Raw genomic sequence first — 19551 nt, forward strand, 5'->3', positions numbered from 1 at the left:
AGGTGCGTGGTGGATTTCCCTTCCCGTTTTGACGTCATCGTTATCGGCGGTGGCCATGCCGGTACCGAAGCTGCTTTGGCAGCCGCTCGAATCGGCGTGAAGACATTGCTGCTCACTCATAACGTCGAGACGCTAGGGCAGATGAGCTGCAATCCGGCCATTGGCGGCATCGGCAAAAGTCATCTGGTCAAGGAAATCGACGCGTTAGGCGGCGCCATGGCGACCGCCACCGACAAGAGCGGGATACAGTTCCGCGTGCTCAACAGCCGCAAGGGTCCGGCGGTTCGCGCTACGCGTGCGCAGGCCGACCGTGTGCTCTACAAGGCTGCGGTGCGGGAGACGCTAGAGAATCAGGCGAACCTGTGGATATTTCAGCAGGCTGCTGACGATTTGATCGTCGAGGCGGATCAAGTCAAAGGTGTGATTACGCAAATGGGCCTGCGTTTCTTCGCCGAGTCGGTTGTTCTGACGACCGGGACCTTTCTTGGCGGACTTATCCACATTGGTTTGCAGAATTACTCCGGTGGGCGCGCTGGCGATCCGCCATCCATCGCTCTGGCTGCACGTCTGCGCGAATTGCCGCTTCGCGTTGGTCGTCTGAAAACCGGAACGCCGCCTCGTATCGACGGCCGCAGCGTCGATTTCTCGGTGATGACCGAACAGCCGGGCGATAGCCCCATTCCGCCGATGTCATTCCTCGGGCATGCGGCGCAGCATCCCGAGCAGGTCAGTTGCTGGATTACTCACACCAACGCCAAAACTCATGAAATCATCGCGGCCAATCTCGACCGCTCGCCGATGTACTCCGGAGTCATCGAGGGCGTCGGGCCGCGCTACTGTCCGTCGATCGAGGACAAGATTCATCGCTTCGCCGACAAGGACAGCCACCAGGTTTTCATCGAGCCCGAAGGCCTGACTACCCATGAGCTCTACCCCAACGGTATTTCCACTTCGCTGCCATTCGATGTTCAGTTGCAGATCGTGCAGAGCATTCGCGGGATGGAGCAGGCGCACATCGTTCGACCTGGCTATGCCATTGAATACGATTACTTCGATCCTCGCGATCTGAAGTACAGCCTGGAAACCAAGGTCATCGGCGGCCTTTTCTTTGCCGGTCAGATCAATGGCACCACGGGTTACGAAGAAGCCGGCGCACAAGGTTTGCTGGCCGGTACCAATGCGGCCTTGCGCGCGCAAGGCAAAGACAGCTGGTGTCCGCGTCGCGACGAAGCCTACCTGGGCGTCCTGGTCGACGATCTGATCACCCTGGGAACCCAGGAGCCGTATCGCATGTTCACATCTCGCGCCGAGTATCGGTTGATACTGCGCGAGGACAACGCCGACCTTAGATTGACGGAAAAAGGCCGGGATTTAGGACTGGTGGATGATGTTCGCTGGGCGGCGTTCGAGCGCAAGCGCGAAAGTATCGTTCAGGAAGAGCAGCGTCTGAAAGGCACCTGGGTGCGTCCTGCCACTCCGCAGGGCGATGCCATCGCCGAGCGTTTCGGCACACCGCTGACCCACGAGTACAGCCTGCTCAATCTGCTTGCGCGGCCGGAGATCGATTACCGCAGCCTGATTCAGCTCACCGGCGCTGGGGTCGAGGATCCGCAGGTCGCCGAGCAAGTCGAGATCAAGACCAAGTACGCCGGATACATTGATCGCCAGCAGGAGGAGATAGTCCGCCTGCGCGCCAGCGAAAGCGTGGTGCTACCGGCGGACCTGGATTACGCGACCATCAGCGGCTTGTCGAAGGAGATCCAGCATAAGCTTTCCCAGGCGCGCCCCGAGACGCTAGGCCAGGCTTCGCGGATACCCGGCGTCACGCCGGCCGCCGTATCGCTCCTGATGATCCATTTGAAAAAACGCAACGCCGGTCAGAAGCTGGAGCAAAGTGCTTGATGGACGCCGAATACGCCCGCTACGCCGAAGAACTCAAGCAGGGTGCGGCCTTGCTGGGTGTCGATCTGAACGAAACCCAGCAAGAGCAGCTGCTCGGCTATTTGCGGCTGCTTAACAAGTGGAACAAGGCCTACAACCTGACCGCCGTGCGCGATCCGGCGGAAATGGTTTCGCGGCATCTGCTCGATAGCCTCAGCGTCGCGCCGCATGTAGAGCAGGGCGGCTCGCGCTGGCTCGATGTGGGTAGCGGCGGCGGTATGCCTGGCATACCGCTGGCCATTCTGTTTCCCGAGCGCAGCTTCACACTGCTCGACTCGAACGGCAAAAAGACCCGCTTTCTGATGCAGGTCAAGCTTGAGCTGAAACTCGCAAATCTCGAAGTTGCCCACAGCCGCGTCGAAGAGTTCAGGCCGGAGCAGCCTTTTGCTGGTATCACGTCCCGGGCTTTCAGCTCGCTGCGTGACTTTGCCGACTGGACGCGCCACCTGGGTGATATCGACACACGTTGGCTAGCCATGAAAGGCGTCCAGCCGGATGATGAGCTACAGGCGATGCCTGATGATTTTCACCTGGAGCGCTGCTTGGTTCTCAAGGTTCCCGGTTGCCAAGGGCAACGCCATCTGTTGATACTGCGCCGCATTTCATGACTCGGACAGACACTGACCATGGCTAAAGTATTTGCCATCGCCAACCAGAAGGGCGGTGTCGCCAAGACCACCACCTGCATCAATCTCGCCGCTTCGCTGGTTGCGACACGCCGTCGCGTCTTGCTTATCGATCTTGATCCACAGGGCAACGCTACCACTGGAAGTGGTGTGGATAAGTTGAGTCTGGACTATTCGATCTATGACGTTCTCATCGGCGAATGCAACTTGATCGATGCGATGCAGTTTTCCGAGCACGGTGGGTATCAGTTATTGCCGGCCAACCGTGATCTGACGGCCGCGGAAGTCGCCTTGCTCAACCTGCCGGCCAAGGAAAACCGCCTGCGCGAGGCGCTTGCGCCGGTACGCGAGAACTACGATTACATCCTCATCGATTGTCCGCCTTCCTTGTCGATGCTGACCATCAACGCCCTGACAGCGGCGGACGGCGTGATCATTCCGATGCAGTGCGAATATTACGCCCTCGAAGGTCTGACCGACCTGGTCAATTCCATTCAGCGCATCGGTCAGGCGTTGAATCCTTCGCTGAAAATCGAGGGCCTGTTGCGCACCATGTACGATCCGCGTAGCAGCCTGACCAACGATGTCACCGAACAGCTCAAGGCGCATTTCGGAGAGAAGCTCTACGACACCGTCATCCCGCGCAATGTGAGACTGGCCGAAGCGCCCAGTCATGGCATGCCGGCTTTGGTCTATGACAAGCAATCCAAGGGCGCCTTGGCCTATCTGGCACTGGCGGGCGAACTGTCGCGTCGTCAGCGTCGAGCCGCCCGCAGCGTAACCGCATAAGGAATTTTCATGGCGACCAAAAAACGAGGCCTAGGACGCGGACTGGATGCCCTGCTCGGCGGCGCCAATGTGACAACGGCGCAGCAACAGACCGCTCAGGTCGACGAGCGCGAGCTGCAACAGTTGCCTCTCGACGTCATTCAACGGGGCAAGTATCAGCCGCGTCGCGATATTGACCCGGTGACCCTCGATGAATTGGCGAATTCGATACGTAGCCAAGGCTTGATGCAGCCGATCGTCGTTCGCTCGATCGGTTCGGGCCGCTACGAGATCATTGCAGGCGAGCGGCGCTGGCGTGCCAGCCAACAGGCGGGGCTCGAGAAAATTCCGGCATTGGTACGCGAAGTCTCGGACGAAGCGGCCATTGCCATGGCTCTGATCGAAAACATCCAGCGCGAAGATCTCAATCCGATCGAAGAAGCTGTGGCATTGCAACGGCTGCAACAGGAATTTCAGTTAACCCAGCAGCAAGTCGCTGACGCGGTGGGCAAGTCTCGGGTGACCATCAGTAACCTGTTGCGTCTGATCTCCTTGCCTGAAGAAATCAAGACGCTTCTGTCTCATGGCGATCTAGAAATGGGGCATGCGCGGGCATTGCTGGGGTTACCCGTTGAACAGCAGGTCGAAGGCGCGCGTCATGTTGTCGCACGCGGGCTGACGGTACGCCAGACCGAGGCGCTAGTCCGGCAATGGCTCAATGGCAGCAAGGGCACGAAAGCCGAGCCGAAGAGCGATCCTGACATTGTTCGCCTAGAACAGCGACTAGCCGAGCGCTTAGGTTCTCCGGTGCAAATCAAGCATGGCGAAAAGGGCAAGGGACAGCTGGTGATCCGCTACAATTCGCTGGATGAGTTGCAAGGTGTGCTGGCGCACATTCGTTGATACAAAATATATGTAGTGCCGATCGGAAATAACTACCGGAAGGTTGAACGCCGTTGGGGCTGCTCCTATACTCGCGGCGCTTTTTTGACTGCTGTCATTTCAGATGGCGTAGGTATTTGGCGGTGGGTTGTAGGTGAATATACGTAACAGAACACCTCTCCATCGGATGCCTGTAGTACGTGTGCTGGTGGTACAGGCGCTCGTTGCGTCGGTCACCGGCATTTTTTGTGGTGTTTTTTTTGGTATGGTCGCGGGCTATTCAGGCCTGCTGGGCGGTTTGATAGCTCTATTGGGCAATACATATTTTGCGTTCAAGGCGTTTCGTTATTTCGGCGCGCGTTCGGCAAAGGCCATCGTTCAGTCATTGTGGGCTGGCGAGATGGGTAAACAGATTCTGGCAGCAGCGCTATTCGCGCTGGTGTTTGTGGGAGTGAAACCGCTGGAACCGGTAGCGTTGTTTGCCGGGTATCTGATGGTTCTTGGCGCTGGAGCGAGCGCCCTCCTGCTGATGAAAAATAATCCGAAGCATTGAACACTGAGGCGTTTATGGCGAGTACCCCGGCGGAATACATCCAGCATCACCTACAGAATCTGACTTACGGAAAATTGCCGGAAGGTTACGTTCGCGCAGACGGCTCGGTGGTCGACCAGGCTACCTGGACCATCGCCCAAACGGGCACTGAAGCCCGCGACATGGGCTTCATGGCCGTCCATCTCGATACGCTCGGGTGGTCGTTGTTCATGGGCCTGATCTTCGTCCTGATTTTCCGCATGGCCGCCAAGGGCGCAACCGCTGGCATTCCGGGGCGCCTGCAGAACTTCGTGGAGATGTGCGTCGAGTTCGTCGAAGGCGTGGTGAAGGATACTTTCCACGGTCGCAACGCGCTTATTGCGCCACTGGCTTTGACCATTTTCGTCTGGGTGTTCCTGATGAATAGCCTGAAGTGGATTCCGGTGGATTACATCCCGGGTCTGGCCACGCTGCTTGGCCTGCCCTACTTCAAGATCGTCCCGACTGCCGACCCGAACGGCACCTTCGGCCTGTCGTTGGGTGTATTCATCCTGATTCTGTTCTACAGCTTCAAGGTCAAGGGCGTCGGTGGTTTCACCAAGGAGCTGGCCTTCACCCCGTTCAACCACTGGTCTTTGGTTCCGTTCAACCTGTTTCTCGAAATCCTCGGTCTGCTGACCAAGCCGCTGAGCCTGGCTCTGCGTCTGTTCGGCAACATGTATGCCGGTGAGGTGGTATTCATCCTCATTGCGCTGCTGCCGTTCTACGTGCAGTGGACCCTGAATGTACCCTGGGCGATTTTCCACATCCTGGTAATCCCGCTGCAGGCGTTCATCTTCATGGTTCTGACCGTGGTGTACCTGAGCTCTGCACATGAAGATCATGGGCATGCCGAGCTCACGCCATAACAGCTGAATCGTTCGAAACGTTTTTGCTTTACCCGAAAAACCTTAACCCCCTTAGCTTCAGGAGCTTTACATGGAACTCGTCTACATCGCCGCCTCTATCATGATCGGTCTGGGTGCCCTGGGCACTGGCATCGGCTTCGCCCTGCTGGGTGGCAAGCTGCTGGAATCCACTGCTCGTCAACCCGAGCTGGCTCCTCAGCTGCAAACCAAGACCTTCCTGATGGCCGGTCTGCTCGACGCCGTACCGATGATCGGTGTTGGTATCGCGATGTACCTCATCTTCGTTGTCGCTGGCTAATACATTCCGGTTCCTGATGGGGTTCGCTCGCCGAGCCCCGTTGCCGTGGAATTGACAACCGCGTCGAACGAGATAGCACGAGGTATATCGCTGTGAACATTAACTTGACGCTGTTCGGTCAAACGTTCGCTTTCGCTATTTTCGTCTGGTTCTGCATGAAGTTCGTATGGCCGCCTATCACCAAGGCCATGCAGGAACGCCAGAAGAAAATTGCCGAAGGGCTGGACGCCGCAGGCCGTGCGCAGCAAGACCTAAAATTGGCTCAGGAAAAGGTTTCCAACACCCTCCGCGAGACCAAGGGGCAAGCTGCCCAGATTCTTGAGCAGGCCAACAAGCAGGCCAATGCCATCGTTGAGGAAGCCAAGCAACAGGCGCGCACCGAAGGTGAGCGACTGGTAGCCGGCGCCCGCGCCGAAATCGAGCAGGAAGTGAATCGTGCCAAGGAGCAACTGCGCAATCAGGTAGCGGTATTGGCCGTGATGGGTGCGGAGAAGATCCTGGAGTCCCAGGTGGACGCCAAGGCGCACAACGATCTGGTCGAAAAACTGGCCTCCCAACTCTAAGCGAGGCAAGCGATGATCAATACCCAGACGCTTGCTCGGCCATACGCAAAGGCCGCGTTCGAGTTCGCCAGCGCGGCTGGCCGGATCGAGGCGTGGTCGGGCATGTTGAGCCTGGCTGCGGTCGCCGTTGAAGTTCCCGACGTTGCCGAACTGCTGAAGAATCCTCGTCTGACCAGTGAAAACAAGGTCAAGACGCTGGTTCAGCTGCTCGGTAGCGACGTCGATGAAGCCTTCCGTAACTTCGTCTCCACGCTTGGCGACAATGATCGCCTGGACGTGTTGCCGACCATCCGGGAGCTGTTCGAGGAACTCAAGGCTGAGGCCGAAAAGACACTCGACGTTGAAGTGCAGACAGCTTTCGAGCTGACCCCTGCGCAACTCCAAACCTTGGCTGCCGCCTTGTCGAAGCGGCTAGATCGTACCGTCAACCCCCAGCAGGTCGTGAACCCTGCGCTGATCGGCGGCGTTGTCATCCGCGCCGGCGATGTGGTTGTCGATGGTTCGGTCCGCGGCAAACTGAGCCAGTTGGCCGAATCGTTGAAATCCTGATTTGAGGGTCGTGGCATGCAGCAACTGAATCCTTCCGAGATTAGTGAAATCATAAAGCAGCGCATCGGTAGTTCCGACGTGTCTGCCCAAGCGCGTAACGAAGGCACCGTCGTCAGCGTTTCTGACGGTATCGTGCGCATTTACGGCCTTGCCGACGTGATGTATGGGGAAATGATCGAGTTCCCTGGCGGCGTCTTCGGTATGGCCCTGAACCTGGAGCAGGACTCCGTCGGCGCCGTGGTATTGGGTGCCTACCAGAGCCTGACCGAAGGCATGAGCGCCAAGTGCACCGGTCGCGTACTGGAAGTTCCGGTAGGTCCGGAGCTGCTGGGTCGCGTAGTCGATGCACTGGGCAACCCGGTTGACGGCAAGGGCCCGGTCAACGCGCAGGCAACTGACGCGGTTGAAAAGGTCGCCCCTGGCGTGATCTGGCGTAAGTCGGTCGACCAGCCGGTACAGACCGGTTACAAGTCGGTCGATGCAATGATCCCGGTTGGTCGCGGTCAGCGCGAGCTGATCATTGGTGACCGTCAGATCGGCAAAACCGCTCTGGCTATCGACGCGATCATCAACCAGCGCAACAGCGGCATCAAGTGCGTCTACGTCGCGATTGGTCAGAAGCAGTCGACCATCGCCAACGTGGTACGCAAGCTCGAGCAGCACGGCGCGCTGGCCAACACCATTATCGTTGCCGCTTCGGCTTCCGAGTCGGCTGCACTGCAGTTCCTGGCTCCGTACGCCGGTTGCACCATGGGCGAGTATTTCCGCGATCGCGGTGAAGACGCGCTGATCGTGTATGACGATCTGTCCAAGCAGGCTGTGGCCTACCGCCAGATTTCCCTGCTGCTGCGTCGTCCACCAGGACGTGAAGCCTACCCGGGCGACGTGTTCTATCTCCACAGCCGTCTGCTGGAGCGTGCATCGCGCGTTTCCGAAGAGTACGTCGAGAAGTTCACCAACGGCGCCGTGACAGGCAAGACCGGTTCCCTGACCGCTCTGCCGATCATCGAAACTCAGGCCGGTGACGTATCCGCGTTCGTTCCAACCAACGTGATTTCGATCACCGACGGTCAGATCTTCCTCGAGTCGTCGATGTTCAACGCAGGTATCCGCCCGGCCGTCAACGCCGGTATCTCGGTATCCCGCGTCGGTGGCGCCGCTCAGACCAAGATCATCAAGAAGCTGTCCGGTGGTATCCGTACCGCCCTGGCTCAGTACCGTGAGCTGGCCGCATTCGCCCAGTTCGCTTCTGACCTGGACGAAGCGACCCGCAAGCAGCTCGAGCATGGTCAGCGTGTCACCGAGCTGATGAAGCAGAAGCAGTACGCGCCGATGTCCATTGCTGACATGGCGGTGTCCCTGTATGCAGCCGAGCGTGGCTATCTGCAGGATATCGAAGTAGCCAAGGTCGGTGCCTTCGAGCAGGCGTTGATTGCCTATTTCCACCATGAGCACGTCGCTCTGCTGGACAAGATCAACGTGAAGGGCGACTTCAACGACGAAATCGACGCGGGCATCAAGGCCGGTATCGAGTCGTTCAAGGCCACCCAATCCTGGTAAGCCGCAGCGGGAGCCGCGAGGCTCCCGCTTGCTAACCCGATAGGTGTCAAATGGCAGGCGCAAAAGAGATTCGCAGCAAGATTGCGAGCATCAAAAGCACGCAGAAGATCACCAGCGCCATGGAAAAGGTGGCGGTCAGCAAGATGCGCAAGGCACAGATGCGCATGGCTGCCAGCCGTCCCTATGCGGAGCGGATCCAGCAGGTAATCGGTCATTTGGCCAATACCAACCCGGAATACCGTCATCCGTTCATGGTTGAGCGTCCGGTCAAGCGTGTCGGTTATATCGTCGTCTCTTCCGATCGTGGCCTGTGCGGTGGCTTGAACACCAACCTGTTCAAGGCGCTGATCAAGAACATGAAGGAATGGCACGACAGTAAAGTCGAAGCCGACCTGTGCGTGATCGGTAACAAGGGCGCAAGCTTCTTCCGCAGCTTTGGCGGCAACGTGGTCGCGGCAGTCAGCGGGCTTGGCGAAGAGCCGTCGATCAACGATCTGATCGGCAGCGTCAAGGTCATGCTGGATGCTTTCGATCAGGGCCGTCTGGACCGTCTCTACCTGGTGTCGAACAAGTTCATCAACACCATGACGCAAAAGCCGACCGTAGCACAGCTGCTACCGTTGGCCGCGAGTGACGATCAGACCGCGCCGAAAGGCAAATGGGATTACCTGTACGAACCCGACGCCCGCCTGTTGCTGGATGCGTTGCTGGTTCGCTATATCGAGTCCCAGGTCTACCAGGCCGTGGTCGAGAATGGTGCTGCCGAACAGGCCGCCCGGATGATCGCCATGAAGAACGCAACCGATAACGCCGGTGATTTGATCAGCGATCTGCAACTGGTCTACAACAAGGCCCGTCAGGCTGCGATCACGCAGGAAATTTCGGAAATCGTCGGCGGCGCTGCCGCGGTTTAAGAACGGTTCAAATATTCAGAGGAACCAAACATGAGTAGCGGACGTATCGTTCAAATCATCGGCGCCGTTATCGACGTGGAATTCCCGCGCGATGTGGTACCGAGTATCTATGACGCGCTGAAAGTGACTGGCGCTGAAACCACCCTGGAAGTCCAGCAGCAGCTGGGCGACGGCATTGTCCGTACGATCGCCATGGGTTCGACCGAAGGCCTCAAGCGTGGTCTGGACGTCAGCAACACCGGCGCTGCCATCTCCGTACCGGTGGGTACTGCCACCCTGGGCCGGATCATGGACGTACTGGGTAACCCCATCGACGAAGCCGGTCCCATCGGTGAAGAAGAGCGCTGGGGTATCCACCGCGCGGCGCCGAGCTATTCCGAGCAGGCTGGCGGTAACGAGCTGCTGGAAACCGGCATCAAGGTTATCGACCTGGTTTGCCCATTCGCTAAGGGCGGTAAAGTCGGTCTGTTCGGCGGTGCCGGTGTTGGCAAGACCGTAAACATGATGGAGCTGATCCGTAACATCGCCATGGAGCACAGCGGTTATTCCGTGTTCGCCGGTGTCGGTGAGCGTACTCGTGAAGGTAACGACTTCTATCACGAGATGAAGGACTCCAACGTTCTGGACAAGGTTGCGCTGGTCTACGGCCAGATGAACGAGCCCCCAGGAAACCGTCTGCGCGTAGCACTGACTGGCCTGACCATGGCCGAGAAGTTCCGTGACGAAGGCAAGGACGTTCTGCTGTTCGTCGACAACATCTACCGCTACACCCTGGCCGGTACCGAAGTATCTGCACTGCTGGGCCGTATGCCGTCCGCGGTGGGTTACCAGCCGACTCTGGCCGAGGAAATGGGCGTTCTGCAGGAGCGCATCACCTCCACCAAGAGTGGTTCGATCACCTCCGTTCAGGCTGTTTACGTTCCTGCGGACGACTTGACCGACCCGTCGCCTGCGACCACCTTCGCCCACCTCGACGCCACCGTGGTTCTGTCGCGTGACATCGCTTCCCTGGGTATCTACCCGGCGGTCGATCCGCTCGATTCCACCTCGCGTCAGCTGGACGCCAACGTGATCGGCCAGGAGCACTACGACACCGCTCGCGGCGTTCAGTACGTGCTGCAGCGCTACAAGGAACTGAAGGACATCATCGCGATCCTGGGCATGGACGAACTGTCCGAAGCCGACAAGCAGCTGGTATCCCGTGCTCGTAAGATCCAGCGCTTCCTGTCCCAGCCGTTCTTCGTGGCCGAGGTCTTCACCGGTTCGCCTGGCAAGTACGTCTCGCTGAAAGAAACCATCCGTGGCTTCGCCGGCATCCTGAACGGTGATTACGATCATCTGCCGGAGCAGGCGTTCTACATGGTTGGCGGCATCGACGAAGCCATCGAGAAGGCCAAGAAACTGTAACTGGCGCGCCCGCTCGCGGGCGCCAATAAGCTAGACCGGCGGCACCCGTCGCGGGTCGAGCTGATTACCGAGGCATAAGTATGGCTATGACAGTCCACTGTGACATCGTCAGTGCGGAAGAAGAGCTGTTCTCGGGGCTGGTAGAGATGGTCGTCGCTCATGGTCACTTGGGTGATCTGGGCATTCTGCCGGGCCACGCTCCACTGTTGACCGATCTCAAGCCCGGTCCGGTGCGAGTGATCAAGCAGGGTGGCACCGAAGAGATCTTCTACATTTCCGGCGGCTTCATCGAAGTTCAGCCGAACATGGTGAAGGTGCTGGCTGATACCGCTACGCGCGCCAAGGATCTGGACGAAGCGGCGGCGCAGGCTGCCGTGACGGCCGCCGAGAAGGCCCTGCACGAGAAGGGTGCTGAGTTCGATTACGGCTCGGCTGCTGCTCGTCTGGCTGAAGCTGCCGCGCAGCTGCGGACCATCGAGGCGATGCGCAAGAAGTACGGTCGCGGTTGATCCGCTGACTGCTTCATCGTGCGCGAGTAAAAGGGTAGCCTTGGCTACCCTTTTTCTTTTTCGTTTTTCGTAAAAACTTCTTTTGCGTCGGCCCCAGGGTCACGATTCAGGATCTGCCATGTCACTCGATATCGTCATTCTCGCTGCCGGTCAGGGCACGCGCATGCGCTCCGCTCTACCCAAGGTACTTCACCCGGTTGCCGGTCAGTCCATGCTGGGTCATGTGATCGAGACCGCCCGAGGGCTCGAGCCCAAAGCCATCCACGTGGTGATCGGTCACGGCGCCGAGCAGGTGCGTGCGCGCCTGGCCGCGGACGATCTGAATTTCGTGGTCCAGGCCGAGCAGTTGGGAACAGGACACGCGGTTGCCCAGGCACTTCCGGCGCTCACGGCAGAGCGGGTGCTGATCCTTTATGGTGACGTGCCGCTGATCGAGGCGGCGACGCTCGAACGACTCCTGCACAAGGTCGGCCCGCAGCAGCTTGCGTTGCTGACGGTGAAGCTGACCGACCCGACCGGTTATGGCCGGATCGTGCGCGACGGTCAGGGCGTGGTCCAGGCGATTGTCGAACACAAGGACGCGTCGCCCGAACAAAAGCTGATAGCCGAAGGCAACACCGGCATTCTGGCGGTTCCGGGTGAGCGACTGGGCGACTGGCTGGGACGGCTCTCCAACAGCAATGCACAAGACGAATACTATCTGACCGATGTGATCGCCATGGCCGTCGCCGATGGGCTGACGGTCGCTACCGAGCAGCCGCAGGATGCGATGGAAGTACAGGGCGCCAACGATCGCATTCAATTGGCTGAGCTCGAGCGGCACTATCAGCAGCGTGCGGCGCGCCGTCTGATGGCTCAGGGAGTCACGCTACGCGACCCGGCACGCTTCGATCTGCGTGGCGAAGTGAGTGTCGGCCGCGATGTCTTGATCGACGTGAACGTAATCCTCGAAGGCCGAGTGGTGATTGAGGATGGCGTGGAGATCGGACCCAATTGCGTTATCCGCGACAGCACGCTGCGCCGCTGTGCGGTGGTCAAAGCTAACAGCCATCTGGAAGGTGCCGAGCTGGGCGAGGGCGCCGACTGCGGGCCATTCGCGCGCCTGCGTCCCGGAGCGGTGCTGGGGGCCAAAGCGCACGTCGGCAATTTCGTCGAAGTAAAGAATTCGCGCATGGGCGAAGGCGCCAAGGCTGGCCACCTGGCCTATCTCGGTGACGCCGAAATCGGCGCACGGACCAACATCGGCGCCGGCACCATCACTTGCAATTACGACGGTGCCAACAAATACCGCACGGTGCTGGGCGAGGACGTGTTCATCGGCTCCAACAGCTCGCTGGTTGCCCCGGTCAACCTCGGTGATGGCGCTACCACGGGCGCCGGTTCCGTGATCACGGCCGATGTGCCGGCAGGTACTCTGGCACTCGGGCGGGCTCGGCAGGCGTTGGTCAAGGGCTGGCAACGCCCGCAGAAAACGCGCAAATAACACTGATGATGCGCAGCTAGGGCTCGCTGCGCTTCGGTGTTCTTACAGGCGGTACTCAAGGGATGGGATGTCTGGTCGATCCTTAAGGGCATAACGTCACGAGGAAGCGATGATGCCCGCCCTTACCCGCCTGTCCATCCAGTGGAAGCTCACTCTGCTGGCTGGCCTATGTCTGTTGCTCATCGTCGGCCTGTTGGTCGGCGCTTCGCTCTATCAATCGCGTCAGGCCACCGTTCTGGTCAGCGCATCTAGCGGTGCCATGCTAGAGGAGTCCGCACGCAACAATCTGCAAGCGCGTGGCTTGGCGCAGGCTCTGCGCATCGAGCGACAGTTCAACGATGCCTATCAGTACGGCCAGGGTATCGTCCGTCAGGTGCTGTCCCTGCGCGAGCAGGCCATCGAGCGTATGGCCAACGCCTTCGAGCTTCGTGAGGATTTGCACCATCAGATCAAGACGGCGCTGGAAGCCAATCCCGACCTGATCGGCCTTTACGTGGTGTTCGAGGCCGACGCGCTGGACGACAGGGATGGCATGTTCATAGACAACGCCGAAATGGGCGGCAACGACACCGGACGATTTTCGCTGTACTGGTCGCAGCGCAAGCCTGGCCAACTCAGTGCTGAGACCATGAGCGAAGAGGAACTCGCCGATACCTCATCCAGCATCACGGGCGCACCCTACAACGCCTGGTACAGTTGCCCGCGCGACAGCGCCCGGGTCTGTGTACTCGAGCCTTATTTCGACGAGGTGGAAGGGAAACCGCTGCTGATGACCAGCGTCGCCTTCCCCCTGATAGAAGACGGCAAGGTCATCGGCGTCGTCGGTGTTGATATCAGCTTGGCTTCGCTGCAGCAGCTCAGTCAGGAGGCGCAACAGGTTCTTTATCAGGGCGAAGGTCATCTGAGCGTGATCAGTCCTGCCGGATTTCTGGCCGGCCATAGTCGCGACGCCGGTCTGCTCGGCAAACCGTTGAGCGCCGCGTTCGGTGCCGAGAGCGAGGCGATCGGCCGCGTGGTCGATGCCGGCAAGCCGGTGCTGCTCGGCGATGGCGACATGCTGCGGGTGTTGCAACCCGTACAGCCAGTGCCGGAACTCGAACCCTGGGCGATTCTGCTGGAGGTGCCACGTCAGGTGCTGCTTGCTCCGGCAGCGCGTCTGGAGCAGACGCTGCAGGCTCAGAGCCAGGAGAACAGCATGATCGCCCTAGCTATCGGTCTCGGTGCGGTGTTATTGGGCCTGGCGCTGATGTGGCTGACCGCGCGGGGCGTGACCCGTCCTATCGAAGGCGTGGCGGCGATGCTCAAGGACATCGCCAGTGGCGAGGGCGATCTCACCCGACGACTGGAATACACCCGAGAGGATGAATTGGGCGAGCTGGCCGGATGGTTCAATCGTTTTCTCGACAAGCTGCAGCCAACCATCGCCGATGTGCAGCGCTCGGTTCAGGACGCGCGCAGCAGCGCCGACCAGTCTGCAGCGATCGCCATGCAGACCAGCGCCGGCATGCAGCAACAGTTCCGCGAAGTCGAGCAGGTAGCGACCGCATCGCATGAAATGAGCGCCACGGCGCAGGATGTCGCGCGCAACGCTGCGCAGGCAGCGGAGGCCGCACGGGCAGCCGATCAGGCAACGCACGAAGGGCTGGGTGTCATCGATCACACCACGCGTAGCATCGACGGCCTCGCCGGTGAACTGAACCATGCCATGGGACAGGTCGAAACACTGGCCGCTAGCAGCGAACAGATCGGCTCGGTGCTCGAAGTGATTCGCTCGATCGCCGAGCAGACCAACTTGCTGGCGCTCAATGCCGCTATCGAGGCGGCGCGGGCAGGCGAGGCCGGGCGTGGTTTCGCCGTGGTGGCCGATGAAGTTCGCAACCTCGCTCGACGCACCCAGGAATCCATCGAAGAAATCCGTCAGGTCATCGAACGTCTGCAGAGCGGAACTCGCGACGTGGTCACAGCGATGCAAGGCAGCCATGCTCAGGCGCAGGGCAGCGTCGATCAGGTAGGCAATGCCGTCGCTGCGCTGCGCAAGATCGGCGACGCGGTGGCGGTGATTTCCGACATGAACCTGCAGATTGCCAGCGCAGCCGAGCAGCAAAGTGCGGTAGCCGAAGAAATAAACCGCAACGTGGCTGGTATCCGCGACGTTACCGAATCGCTGTCTGGCCAGGCGGACGAATCGGCCCGCGTCAGCCAGGCGCTGAATCAGCTGGCCAATCATCAGCAAAGTCTGATGAGTTACTTCCGGGTTTGATGACTGGGAGTTGACGGCGCTGCTAGTTTAGGTTTTGATTCGCGCGTTTTTCTTTCGAATCGAAACTTAAGCATGTCGAAGCGCAACACTCCTCAACGACGCCACGCCATCCTTGCCATGCTCAACGAGCAGGGCGAGGTGAGCGTCGATGAGCTGTCCAGACGTTTCGAGACCTCCGAAGTGACTATCCGCAAGGACCTTGCGGCGCTGGAAAAGAACGGCCTGCTGTTGCGCCGCTACGGTGGCGCGGTGCCCTTGCCGCAGGAACTCATCGGCAGTTCACAGCCGGTTTCGCCGTGGAAGCAAGCCATCGCCCGAGGCGCCGTCGGCTGTATCCGCGAACACGCGCGCATCATTATCGATAGCGGCACCACCACCGCCGCGATGATTCCTGAACTGGGCAACAAGCATGGCCTGCTGGTGATGACCAACTCGCTGAGCGTGGTCAATGCCCTGCGTGAACTGGAACACGAACCGACCCTTCTGATGACGGGTGGCACCTGGGACCCGCATTCCGAGTCCTTTCAGGGGCAGGTGGCGGAACAGGTGCTGCGTTCCTACGATTTCGATCAGCTGTTCATCGGTGCCGACGGCATCGATCTGCAGCGCGGCACCACGACTTTTAACGAATTACTTGGCCTCTCGCGTGTCATGGCTGAAGTGGCGCGCGAAGTCATCGTGCTGGCCGAATCCGACAAGATCGGACGGCGCATCCCCAATCTGGAGTTGCCCTGGGGCGACATCCACACCCTCATAACGGACGACCGCCTCACTGCCGAGGCGCGTTCAAGTATTCAGGCTCGCGGCATCAAGCTGATCTGCGCAGCCATCGGAACCCATCAGGAGACCTGACCATGTGTGGCATCGTTGGCGCCGTCGCTGAACGCAACATCACTGCAATTTTGCTCGAAGGCCTCAAGCGTCTCGAGTACCGAGGCTATGACAGCGCCGGTGTGGCCGTGCTGGATGCAAGCGGCCAACTGCATCGCCTGCGCCGTTCCGGCAAGGTCGCCGAGCTGGAGCAGGCGCAACAGCACGAACAGCTCAGCGGTCGTCTGGGTATTGCTCACACGCGCTGGGCCACTCATGGCGCACCATGCGAGCGCAACGCGCATCCGCACTTTTCCGGCGAAGACCTGGCGGTGGTGCACAACGGCATCATCGAAAACCACGAAGCCCTGCGTCAGCAATTGAAAGCCCGGGGTTACGTCTTCGTTTCCGACACCGATACCGAAGTCATTGTGCATCTGCTGCACCACAAGCTCGATGAATACGGTGATCTCACCGTGGCGCTCAAGGCGGCGGTCAAGGAGTTGCATGGCGCCTATGGTTTGGCCGTAGTCAGTGCCAAACAACCTGATCGGCTGCTCGCCGCCCGTAGCGGCAGTCCGCTGGTGATCGGACTAGGCCTGGGGGAAAACTTCCTTGCCTCTGACCAGCTGGCCCTGCGTCAGGTCACCGATCGTTTCATGTATCTGGAAGAAGGCGATATCGCTGAGATCCGCCGCGACAGCGTGCAGATATGGGATGTCGCCGGCCAAGCGGTGGAACGCGAAAGCGTGCAATACCATGAAGGCGCGGAAGCGGCGGACAAGGGCGAATATCGCCACTTCATGCTCAAGGAAATCCACGAGCAGCCCAAGGTCGTGCAGCGCACGCTCGAAGGCCGCCTGGGCGACCACCAAGTGCTGGTGCAGGCGTTCGGTCCGCAGGCGGCCGAGCTGTTCGCCAAGGTGCGCAACGTGCAGATCGTTGCCTGCGGCACCAGCTACCACGCCGGTATGGTCGCGCGTTACTGGCTCGAGGAGCTGGCCGGCATTCCCTGCCAGGTCGAGGTTGCCAGCGAGTTCCGTTACCGCAAGGTGGTGGTGCAGCCTGACACGCTGTTCGTCACCATCTCCCAGTCCGGCGAAACCGCCGATTCGCTCGCGGCGCTGCGAAACGCCAAGGCGCGCACGGACGAGGAGGGGCGTTACCTCGCCAGTCTGGCGATCTGCAACGTGGGCATCAGCTCGCTGGTGCGCGAATCCGATCTGACCCTGCTGACCCAGGCCGGTCCGGAAATTGGCGTGGCTTCGACCAAGGCTTTCACGACCCAGCTGGTTGGCCTGTTGCTACTGACCCTGTCGCTGGGGCAGGTGCGTGGCACGCTTGCGCCGGCGCTTGAAGCCGAGCTGATCGACGAGCTGCGCCGCCTGCCGACGCGTCTGGGCGAAGCGCTGGCGATGGATACCACGGTGGAGAAGATATCCGAGCATTTCGCCGAAAAGCACCACACGCTGTTCCTCGGTCGTGGCGCGCAGTATCCGGTGGCGATGGAGGGCGCGCTCAAACTCAAGGAGATTTCCTATATCCACGCCGAGGCTTACCCGGCGGGCGAGCTCAAACATGGGCCATTGGCACTGGTCGACGCCGACATGCCGGTGGTGACCGTGGCACCGAACAACGAGCTGCTGGAAAAGCTCAAATCGAACCTGCAGGAAGTGCGCGCGCGCGGTGGCGAGCTGATCGTCTTCGCCGACCGTGAAGCCGGCATCGAGAATGGCGAGGGCACCTTCATCGTCAGCATGCCGCATATCCATGACGTGCTGGCGCCGATCCTCTATACGTTGCCATTGCAGCTGCTGTCGTACTACGTCGCGGTGCTGCGCGGCACCGACGTCGACCAGCCGCGCAATCTGGCTAAATCCGTGACCGTGGAATAAGCGGGCGTCACCTCAGCGAAAAAAAAAACGGTGGCGGCGAAGAATTATCACCTGAGGCCAAGGACATAAGTCACTTGGGCTTGACCGATGGATTTGGCCGGAAGCCAAGGGAGCTGGCCAAATCTTCGCTGACGAAGCCCGGGAGCGTCTATCTACGGCTGCTGCCTCTGTCCAGTCACGAAACATGTCGACTCCGGACAGGGGAGTGCTTCGCCATGAGTGCAACCACCCAATCGATGAACACACGCAGCTTGGCACTGAGGTGCCGGTTCGGTGGGAAGGCGATATACAGTGGCATGGAGTCGAGTCGCCAGTGCTCGAACAGCGGTACCAGTTCACCGCGCGCGACGTGCTCGGCTGACATGTAATGCGGCAGCCAGAGCACGCCGAGGCCGGCCAAGCCAGCGGCGAGGTACGCGTTGCCGTCATCGACCGATAACGCATAGCGGCCGAGCAAGCTGATGCTCTCACCCTCGCAGCGCATGGCGTACGGAGCGGCCTTGCCGGCACGTGCCCAGACGAACCCTACAATGCGGTGATGCGAGTCTTCCAGCTCCCGCGGATGCTGCGGCGTGCCAGCGCGTTCCAGGTAGCCCGGCGCGGCGTACACGCCGAGTTGCAGTTCGCCGACGCGCCGGGCCACCAGCGATTGGTCGGTGAGTTCGCCGCCGCGCACGACGCAATCCACGTTCTCGCCGATCAGGTCCACCGTGCGATCACTTACGCCCAGGTCCAGCTGAATGTCGGGGTATCGCGCATAGAACGCTGGCAGTGCGGGTATCAGAATCAGCCGGGCGAAGGGACTGGGCACATCCACCCGCAGCCTGCCGCGCGGCGATGCCGAGGCGCCGGACAGGCTTGTCTCGGCGTCGTCCAGATCGGCCAGCAGGCGCAGCACATGCTCGTAATAGACGGCACCGTCTGCGGTGACCCCAACCTTGCGTGTGGTGCGGTTGAGCAGCCGCACGCGCAACCTTGCCTCCAGCTGCTGCACCAGTTGCGTAACGCTGGTTCTGCTCGTGCCGAGGGTCTCGGCAGCCTTGGTGAAACTACCGGTTTCCACTACGCGGGCGAACGCCTGCATCGCATCGAAGCGGTCCATCTTGGCTCCACCGTTCCAGGAATTGTTTGGATTCTACAAACAATGATGACCGGACTTGCCTGTTTATCCCACGCGACGGCGCGCCTAGATTCATGTCTCCCTGAATGACGGGGCGGTTTGACCCCAATTGGAGAATTCCATGACACAGCGCGACGTTGTTTTTCCACCCGCACGCCAGGCGCTCTACGAGCGAAACCGCTACTCGCCGGCAATCCGCTCTAACGGACTGCTGTTCGTTTCCGGGCAAGTCGGCAGTCGCGAGGACGGTTCGCCCGAGCCTGAGTTGGAAGCCCAGGTCAGGCTCGCGTTCGAGAATTTGAATGCCATCCTCAAGGCAGCGGGCTGCACGTTCGATGACGTGATTGACGTGACCTTGTTCATCGTTGATCCCGAAGCGCAATTCGACACGATCTGGAACGTCGTGCCGGACTATTGGGGCAGCGCGCCCCACCCGACCCTGACAGCCGTCGGCGTGACCTGGCTCTACGGCTTTCAATTCGAAATCAAGGTCATCGCCAGACTGCCGGAAGCCGCGGGTAGCTGA

Annotated in this window: 18 protein-coding genes and 2 pseudogenes; 19 read left to right on the forward strand and 1 reads right to left on the reverse strand. The window is 60.0% G+C overall.

What is annotated here, in order from left to right:
• Positions 1-9 precede the first annotated feature (9 nt).
• The 18 genes and pseudogenes from mnmG (at position 10) to glmS (ending at position 17905) form a co-directional block, all read left to right on the forward strand.
• On the forward strand, positions 10-1902 hold the full coding sequence (gene mnmG / locus V6943_RS04510; protein ID WP_340552735.1) for a tRNA uridine-5-carboxymethylaminomethyl(34) synthesis enzyme MnmG: 1893 nt from the start codon (positions 10-12) through the stop codon (positions 1900-1902).
• Positions 1902-2549, forward strand: coding sequence for a 16S rRNA (guanine(527)-N(7))-methyltransferase RsmG (gene rsmG / locus V6943_RS04515; RefSeq protein WP_340553030.1), 648 nt, complete (start codon positions 1902-1904; stop codon positions 2547-2549). The genes mnmG and rsmG overlap by 1 nt, the downstream gene beginning before the upstream one ends.
• 18 nt (positions 2550-2567) lie before the next feature.
• A complete protein-coding gene (locus V6943_RS04520; RefSeq protein ID WP_181105459.1) occupies positions 2568-3356 on the forward strand; it encodes a ParA family protein in 789 nt (262 codons plus the stop codon).
• 9 nt (positions 3357-3365) lie between these two features.
• On the forward strand, positions 3366-4238 hold the full coding sequence (locus V6943_RS04525) for a ParB/RepB/Spo0J family partition protein (protein WP_181105458.1): 873 nt from the start codon (positions 3366-3368) through the stop codon (positions 4236-4238).
• A 133-nt stretch (positions 4239-4371) separates the two neighbouring features.
• Positions 4372-4770 carry a F0F1 ATP synthase subunit I gene (locus V6943_RS04530; RefSeq protein WP_231752265.1) on the forward strand — a complete coding sequence of 133 codons (399 nt, stop codon included), beginning with the start codon at positions 4372-4374 and terminating at the stop codon, positions 4768-4770.
• 14 nt (positions 4771-4784) lie between these two features.
• The gene (gene atpB / locus V6943_RS04535) at positions 4785-5657 is read left to right on the forward strand and encodes a F0F1 ATP synthase subunit A (RefSeq protein ID WP_131649140.1); all 873 of its coding nucleotides are present in this window, start codon (positions 4785-4787) and stop codon (positions 5655-5657) included.
• Positions 5658-5727: 70 nt separating this feature from the next.
• Positions 5728-5955 carry a F0F1 ATP synthase subunit C gene (gene atpE / locus V6943_RS04540; protein WP_003290909.1) on the forward strand — a complete coding sequence of 76 codons (228 nt, stop codon included), beginning with the start codon at positions 5728-5730 and terminating at the stop codon, positions 5953-5955.
• A 92-nt stretch (positions 5956-6047) separates the two neighbouring features.
• Complete coding sequence (locus tag V6943_RS04545) at positions 6048-6518, forward strand: F0F1 ATP synthase subunit B (RefSeq protein WP_131649139.1); 471 nt, start codon at positions 6048-6050, stop codon at positions 6516-6518.
• Between the two features lie 12 nt (positions 6519-6530).
• Positions 6531-7067, forward strand: coding sequence for a F0F1 ATP synthase subunit delta (locus V6943_RS04550; protein WP_181105457.1), 537 nt, complete (start codon positions 6531-6533; stop codon positions 7065-7067).
• 15 nt (positions 7068-7082) lie between these two features.
• Positions 7083-8627, forward strand: coding sequence for a F0F1 ATP synthase subunit alpha (gene atpA / locus V6943_RS04555; RefSeq protein WP_102826748.1), 1545 nt, complete (start codon positions 7083-7085; stop codon positions 8625-8627).
• A gap of 50 nt (positions 8628-8677) precedes the next feature.
• A complete protein-coding gene (atpG, locus tag V6943_RS04560) occupies positions 8678-9541 on the forward strand; it encodes a F0F1 ATP synthase subunit gamma (RefSeq protein WP_340552736.1) in 864 nt (287 codons plus the stop codon).
• Between the two features lie 30 nt (positions 9542-9571).
• A complete protein-coding gene (gene atpD, locus V6943_RS04565) occupies positions 9572-10948 on the forward strand; it encodes a F0F1 ATP synthase subunit beta (protein ID WP_131649135.1) in 1377 nt (458 codons plus the stop codon).
• An 80-nt stretch (positions 10949-11028) separates the two neighbouring features.
• Positions 11029-11457: a F0F1 ATP synthase subunit epsilon gene (locus V6943_RS04570; protein WP_131649134.1), complete on the forward strand. Its 429-nt coding sequence runs from the start codon at positions 11029-11031 to the stop codon at positions 11455-11457.
• A gap of 118 nt (positions 11458-11575) precedes the next feature.
• The gene (gene glmU, locus V6943_RS04575; protein ID WP_131649133.1) at positions 11576-12940 is read left to right on the forward strand and encodes a bifunctional UDP-N-acetylglucosamine diphosphorylase/glucosamine-1-phosphate N-acetyltransferase GlmU; all 1365 of its coding nucleotides are present in this window, start codon (positions 11576-11578) and stop codon (positions 12938-12940) included.
• Between the two features lie 406 nt (positions 12941-13346).
• Positions 13347-14294, forward strand: a pseudogene (locus V6943_RS20350) (PDC sensor domain-containing protein); the annotation flags it as partial.
• 390 nt (positions 14295-14684) lie between these two features.
• Positions 14685-15200, forward strand: a pseudogene (locus V6943_RS20355) (methyl-accepting chemotaxis protein); the annotation flags it as partial.
• A gap of 72 nt (positions 15201-15272) precedes the next feature.
• Positions 15273-16052 (forward strand): DeoR/GlpR family DNA-binding transcription regulator, encoded by a 780-nt coding sequence (locus V6943_RS04585; RefSeq protein WP_131649131.1) that lies wholly within the window; start codon positions 15273-15275, stop codon positions 16050-16052.
• A gap of 2 nt (positions 16053-16054) precedes the next feature.
• Positions 16055-17905, forward strand: a complete 1851-nt coding sequence (gene glmS / locus V6943_RS04590) for a glutamine--fructose-6-phosphate transaminase (isomerizing) (RefSeq protein ID WP_131649130.1) — start codon at positions 16055-16057, stop codon at positions 17903-17905.
• Positions 17906-18080: 175 nt separating this feature from the next.
• On the opposite strand, the gene V6943_RS04595 is transcribed toward glmS, so the two are convergent.
• Positions 18081-19007 (reverse strand): LysR family transcriptional regulator, encoded by a 927-nt coding sequence (locus V6943_RS04595; RefSeq protein ID WP_340552737.1) that lies wholly within the window; start codon positions 19005-19007, stop codon positions 18081-18083.
• A gap of 139 nt (positions 19008-19146) precedes the next feature.
• Here V6943_RS04595 and V6943_RS04600 point away from each other — a divergent pair, with 139 nt between their 5' ends.
• On the forward strand, positions 19147-19551 hold the full coding sequence (locus V6943_RS04600; RefSeq protein WP_340552738.1) for a RidA family protein: 405 nt from the start codon (positions 19147-19149) through the stop codon (positions 19549-19551).

The sequence above is a fragment of the Pseudomonas sp. CBC3 genome (assembly GCF_037967085.1).
Lineage (GTDB): Bacteria > Pseudomonadota > Gammaproteobacteria > Pseudomonadales > Pseudomonadaceae > Stutzerimonas.

Bases quoted from the DNA above. Each gene is read 5' to 3' on its own strand.
- rsmG (WP_340553030.1), top strand. From the start codon at position 1,902: ATGGACGCCGAATACGCCCGCTACGCCGAAGAACTCAAGCAGGGTGCG.
- V6943_RS04520 (WP_181105459.1), top strand. From the start codon at position 2,568: ATGGCTAAAGTATTTGCCATCGCCAACCAGAAGGGCGGTGTCGCCAAG.
- V6943_RS04525 (WP_181105458.1), top strand. From the start codon at position 3,366: ATGGCGACCAAAAAACGAGGCCTAGGACGCGGACTGGATGCCCTGCTC.
- atpB (WP_131649140.1), top strand. From the start codon at position 4,785: ATGGCGAGTACCCCGGCGGAATACATCCAGCATCACCTACAGAATCTG.
- atpE (WP_003290909.1), top strand. From the start codon at position 5,728: ATGGAACTCGTCTACATCGCCGCCTCTATCATGATCGGTCTGGGTGCC.
- V6943_RS04550 (WP_181105457.1), top strand. From the start codon at position 6,531: ATGATCAATACCCAGACGCTTGCTCGGCCATACGCAAAGGCCGCGTTC.
- atpA (WP_102826748.1), top strand. From the start codon at position 7,083: ATGCAGCAACTGAATCCTTCCGAGATTAGTGAAATCATAAAGCAGCGC.
- atpG (WP_340552736.1), top strand. From the start codon at position 8,678: ATGGCAGGCGCAAAAGAGATTCGCAGCAAGATTGCGAGCATCAAAAGC.
- atpD (WP_131649135.1), top strand. From the start codon at position 9,572: ATGAGTAGCGGACGTATCGTTCAAATCATCGGCGCCGTTATCGACGTG.
- V6943_RS04570 (WP_131649134.1), top strand. From the start codon at position 11,029: ATGGCTATGACAGTCCACTGTGACATCGTCAGTGCGGAAGAAGAGCTG.
- glmU (WP_131649133.1), top strand. From the start codon at position 11,576: ATGTCACTCGATATCGTCATTCTCGCTGCCGGTCAGGGCACGCGCATG.
- V6943_RS04585 (WP_131649131.1), top strand. From the start codon at position 15,273: ATGTCGAAGCGCAACACTCCTCAACGACGCCACGCCATCCTTGCCATG.
- glmS (WP_131649130.1), top strand. From the start codon at position 16,055: ATGTGTGGCATCGTTGGCGCCGTCGCTGAACGCAACATCACTGCAATT.
- V6943_RS04595 (WP_340552737.1), bottom strand. From the start codon at position 19,007: ATGGACCGCTTCGATGCGATGCAGGCGTTCGCCCGCGTAGTGGAAACC.
- V6943_RS04600 (WP_340552738.1), top strand. From the start codon at position 19,147: ATGACACAGCGCGACGTTGTTTTTCCACCCGCACGCCAGGCGCTCTAC.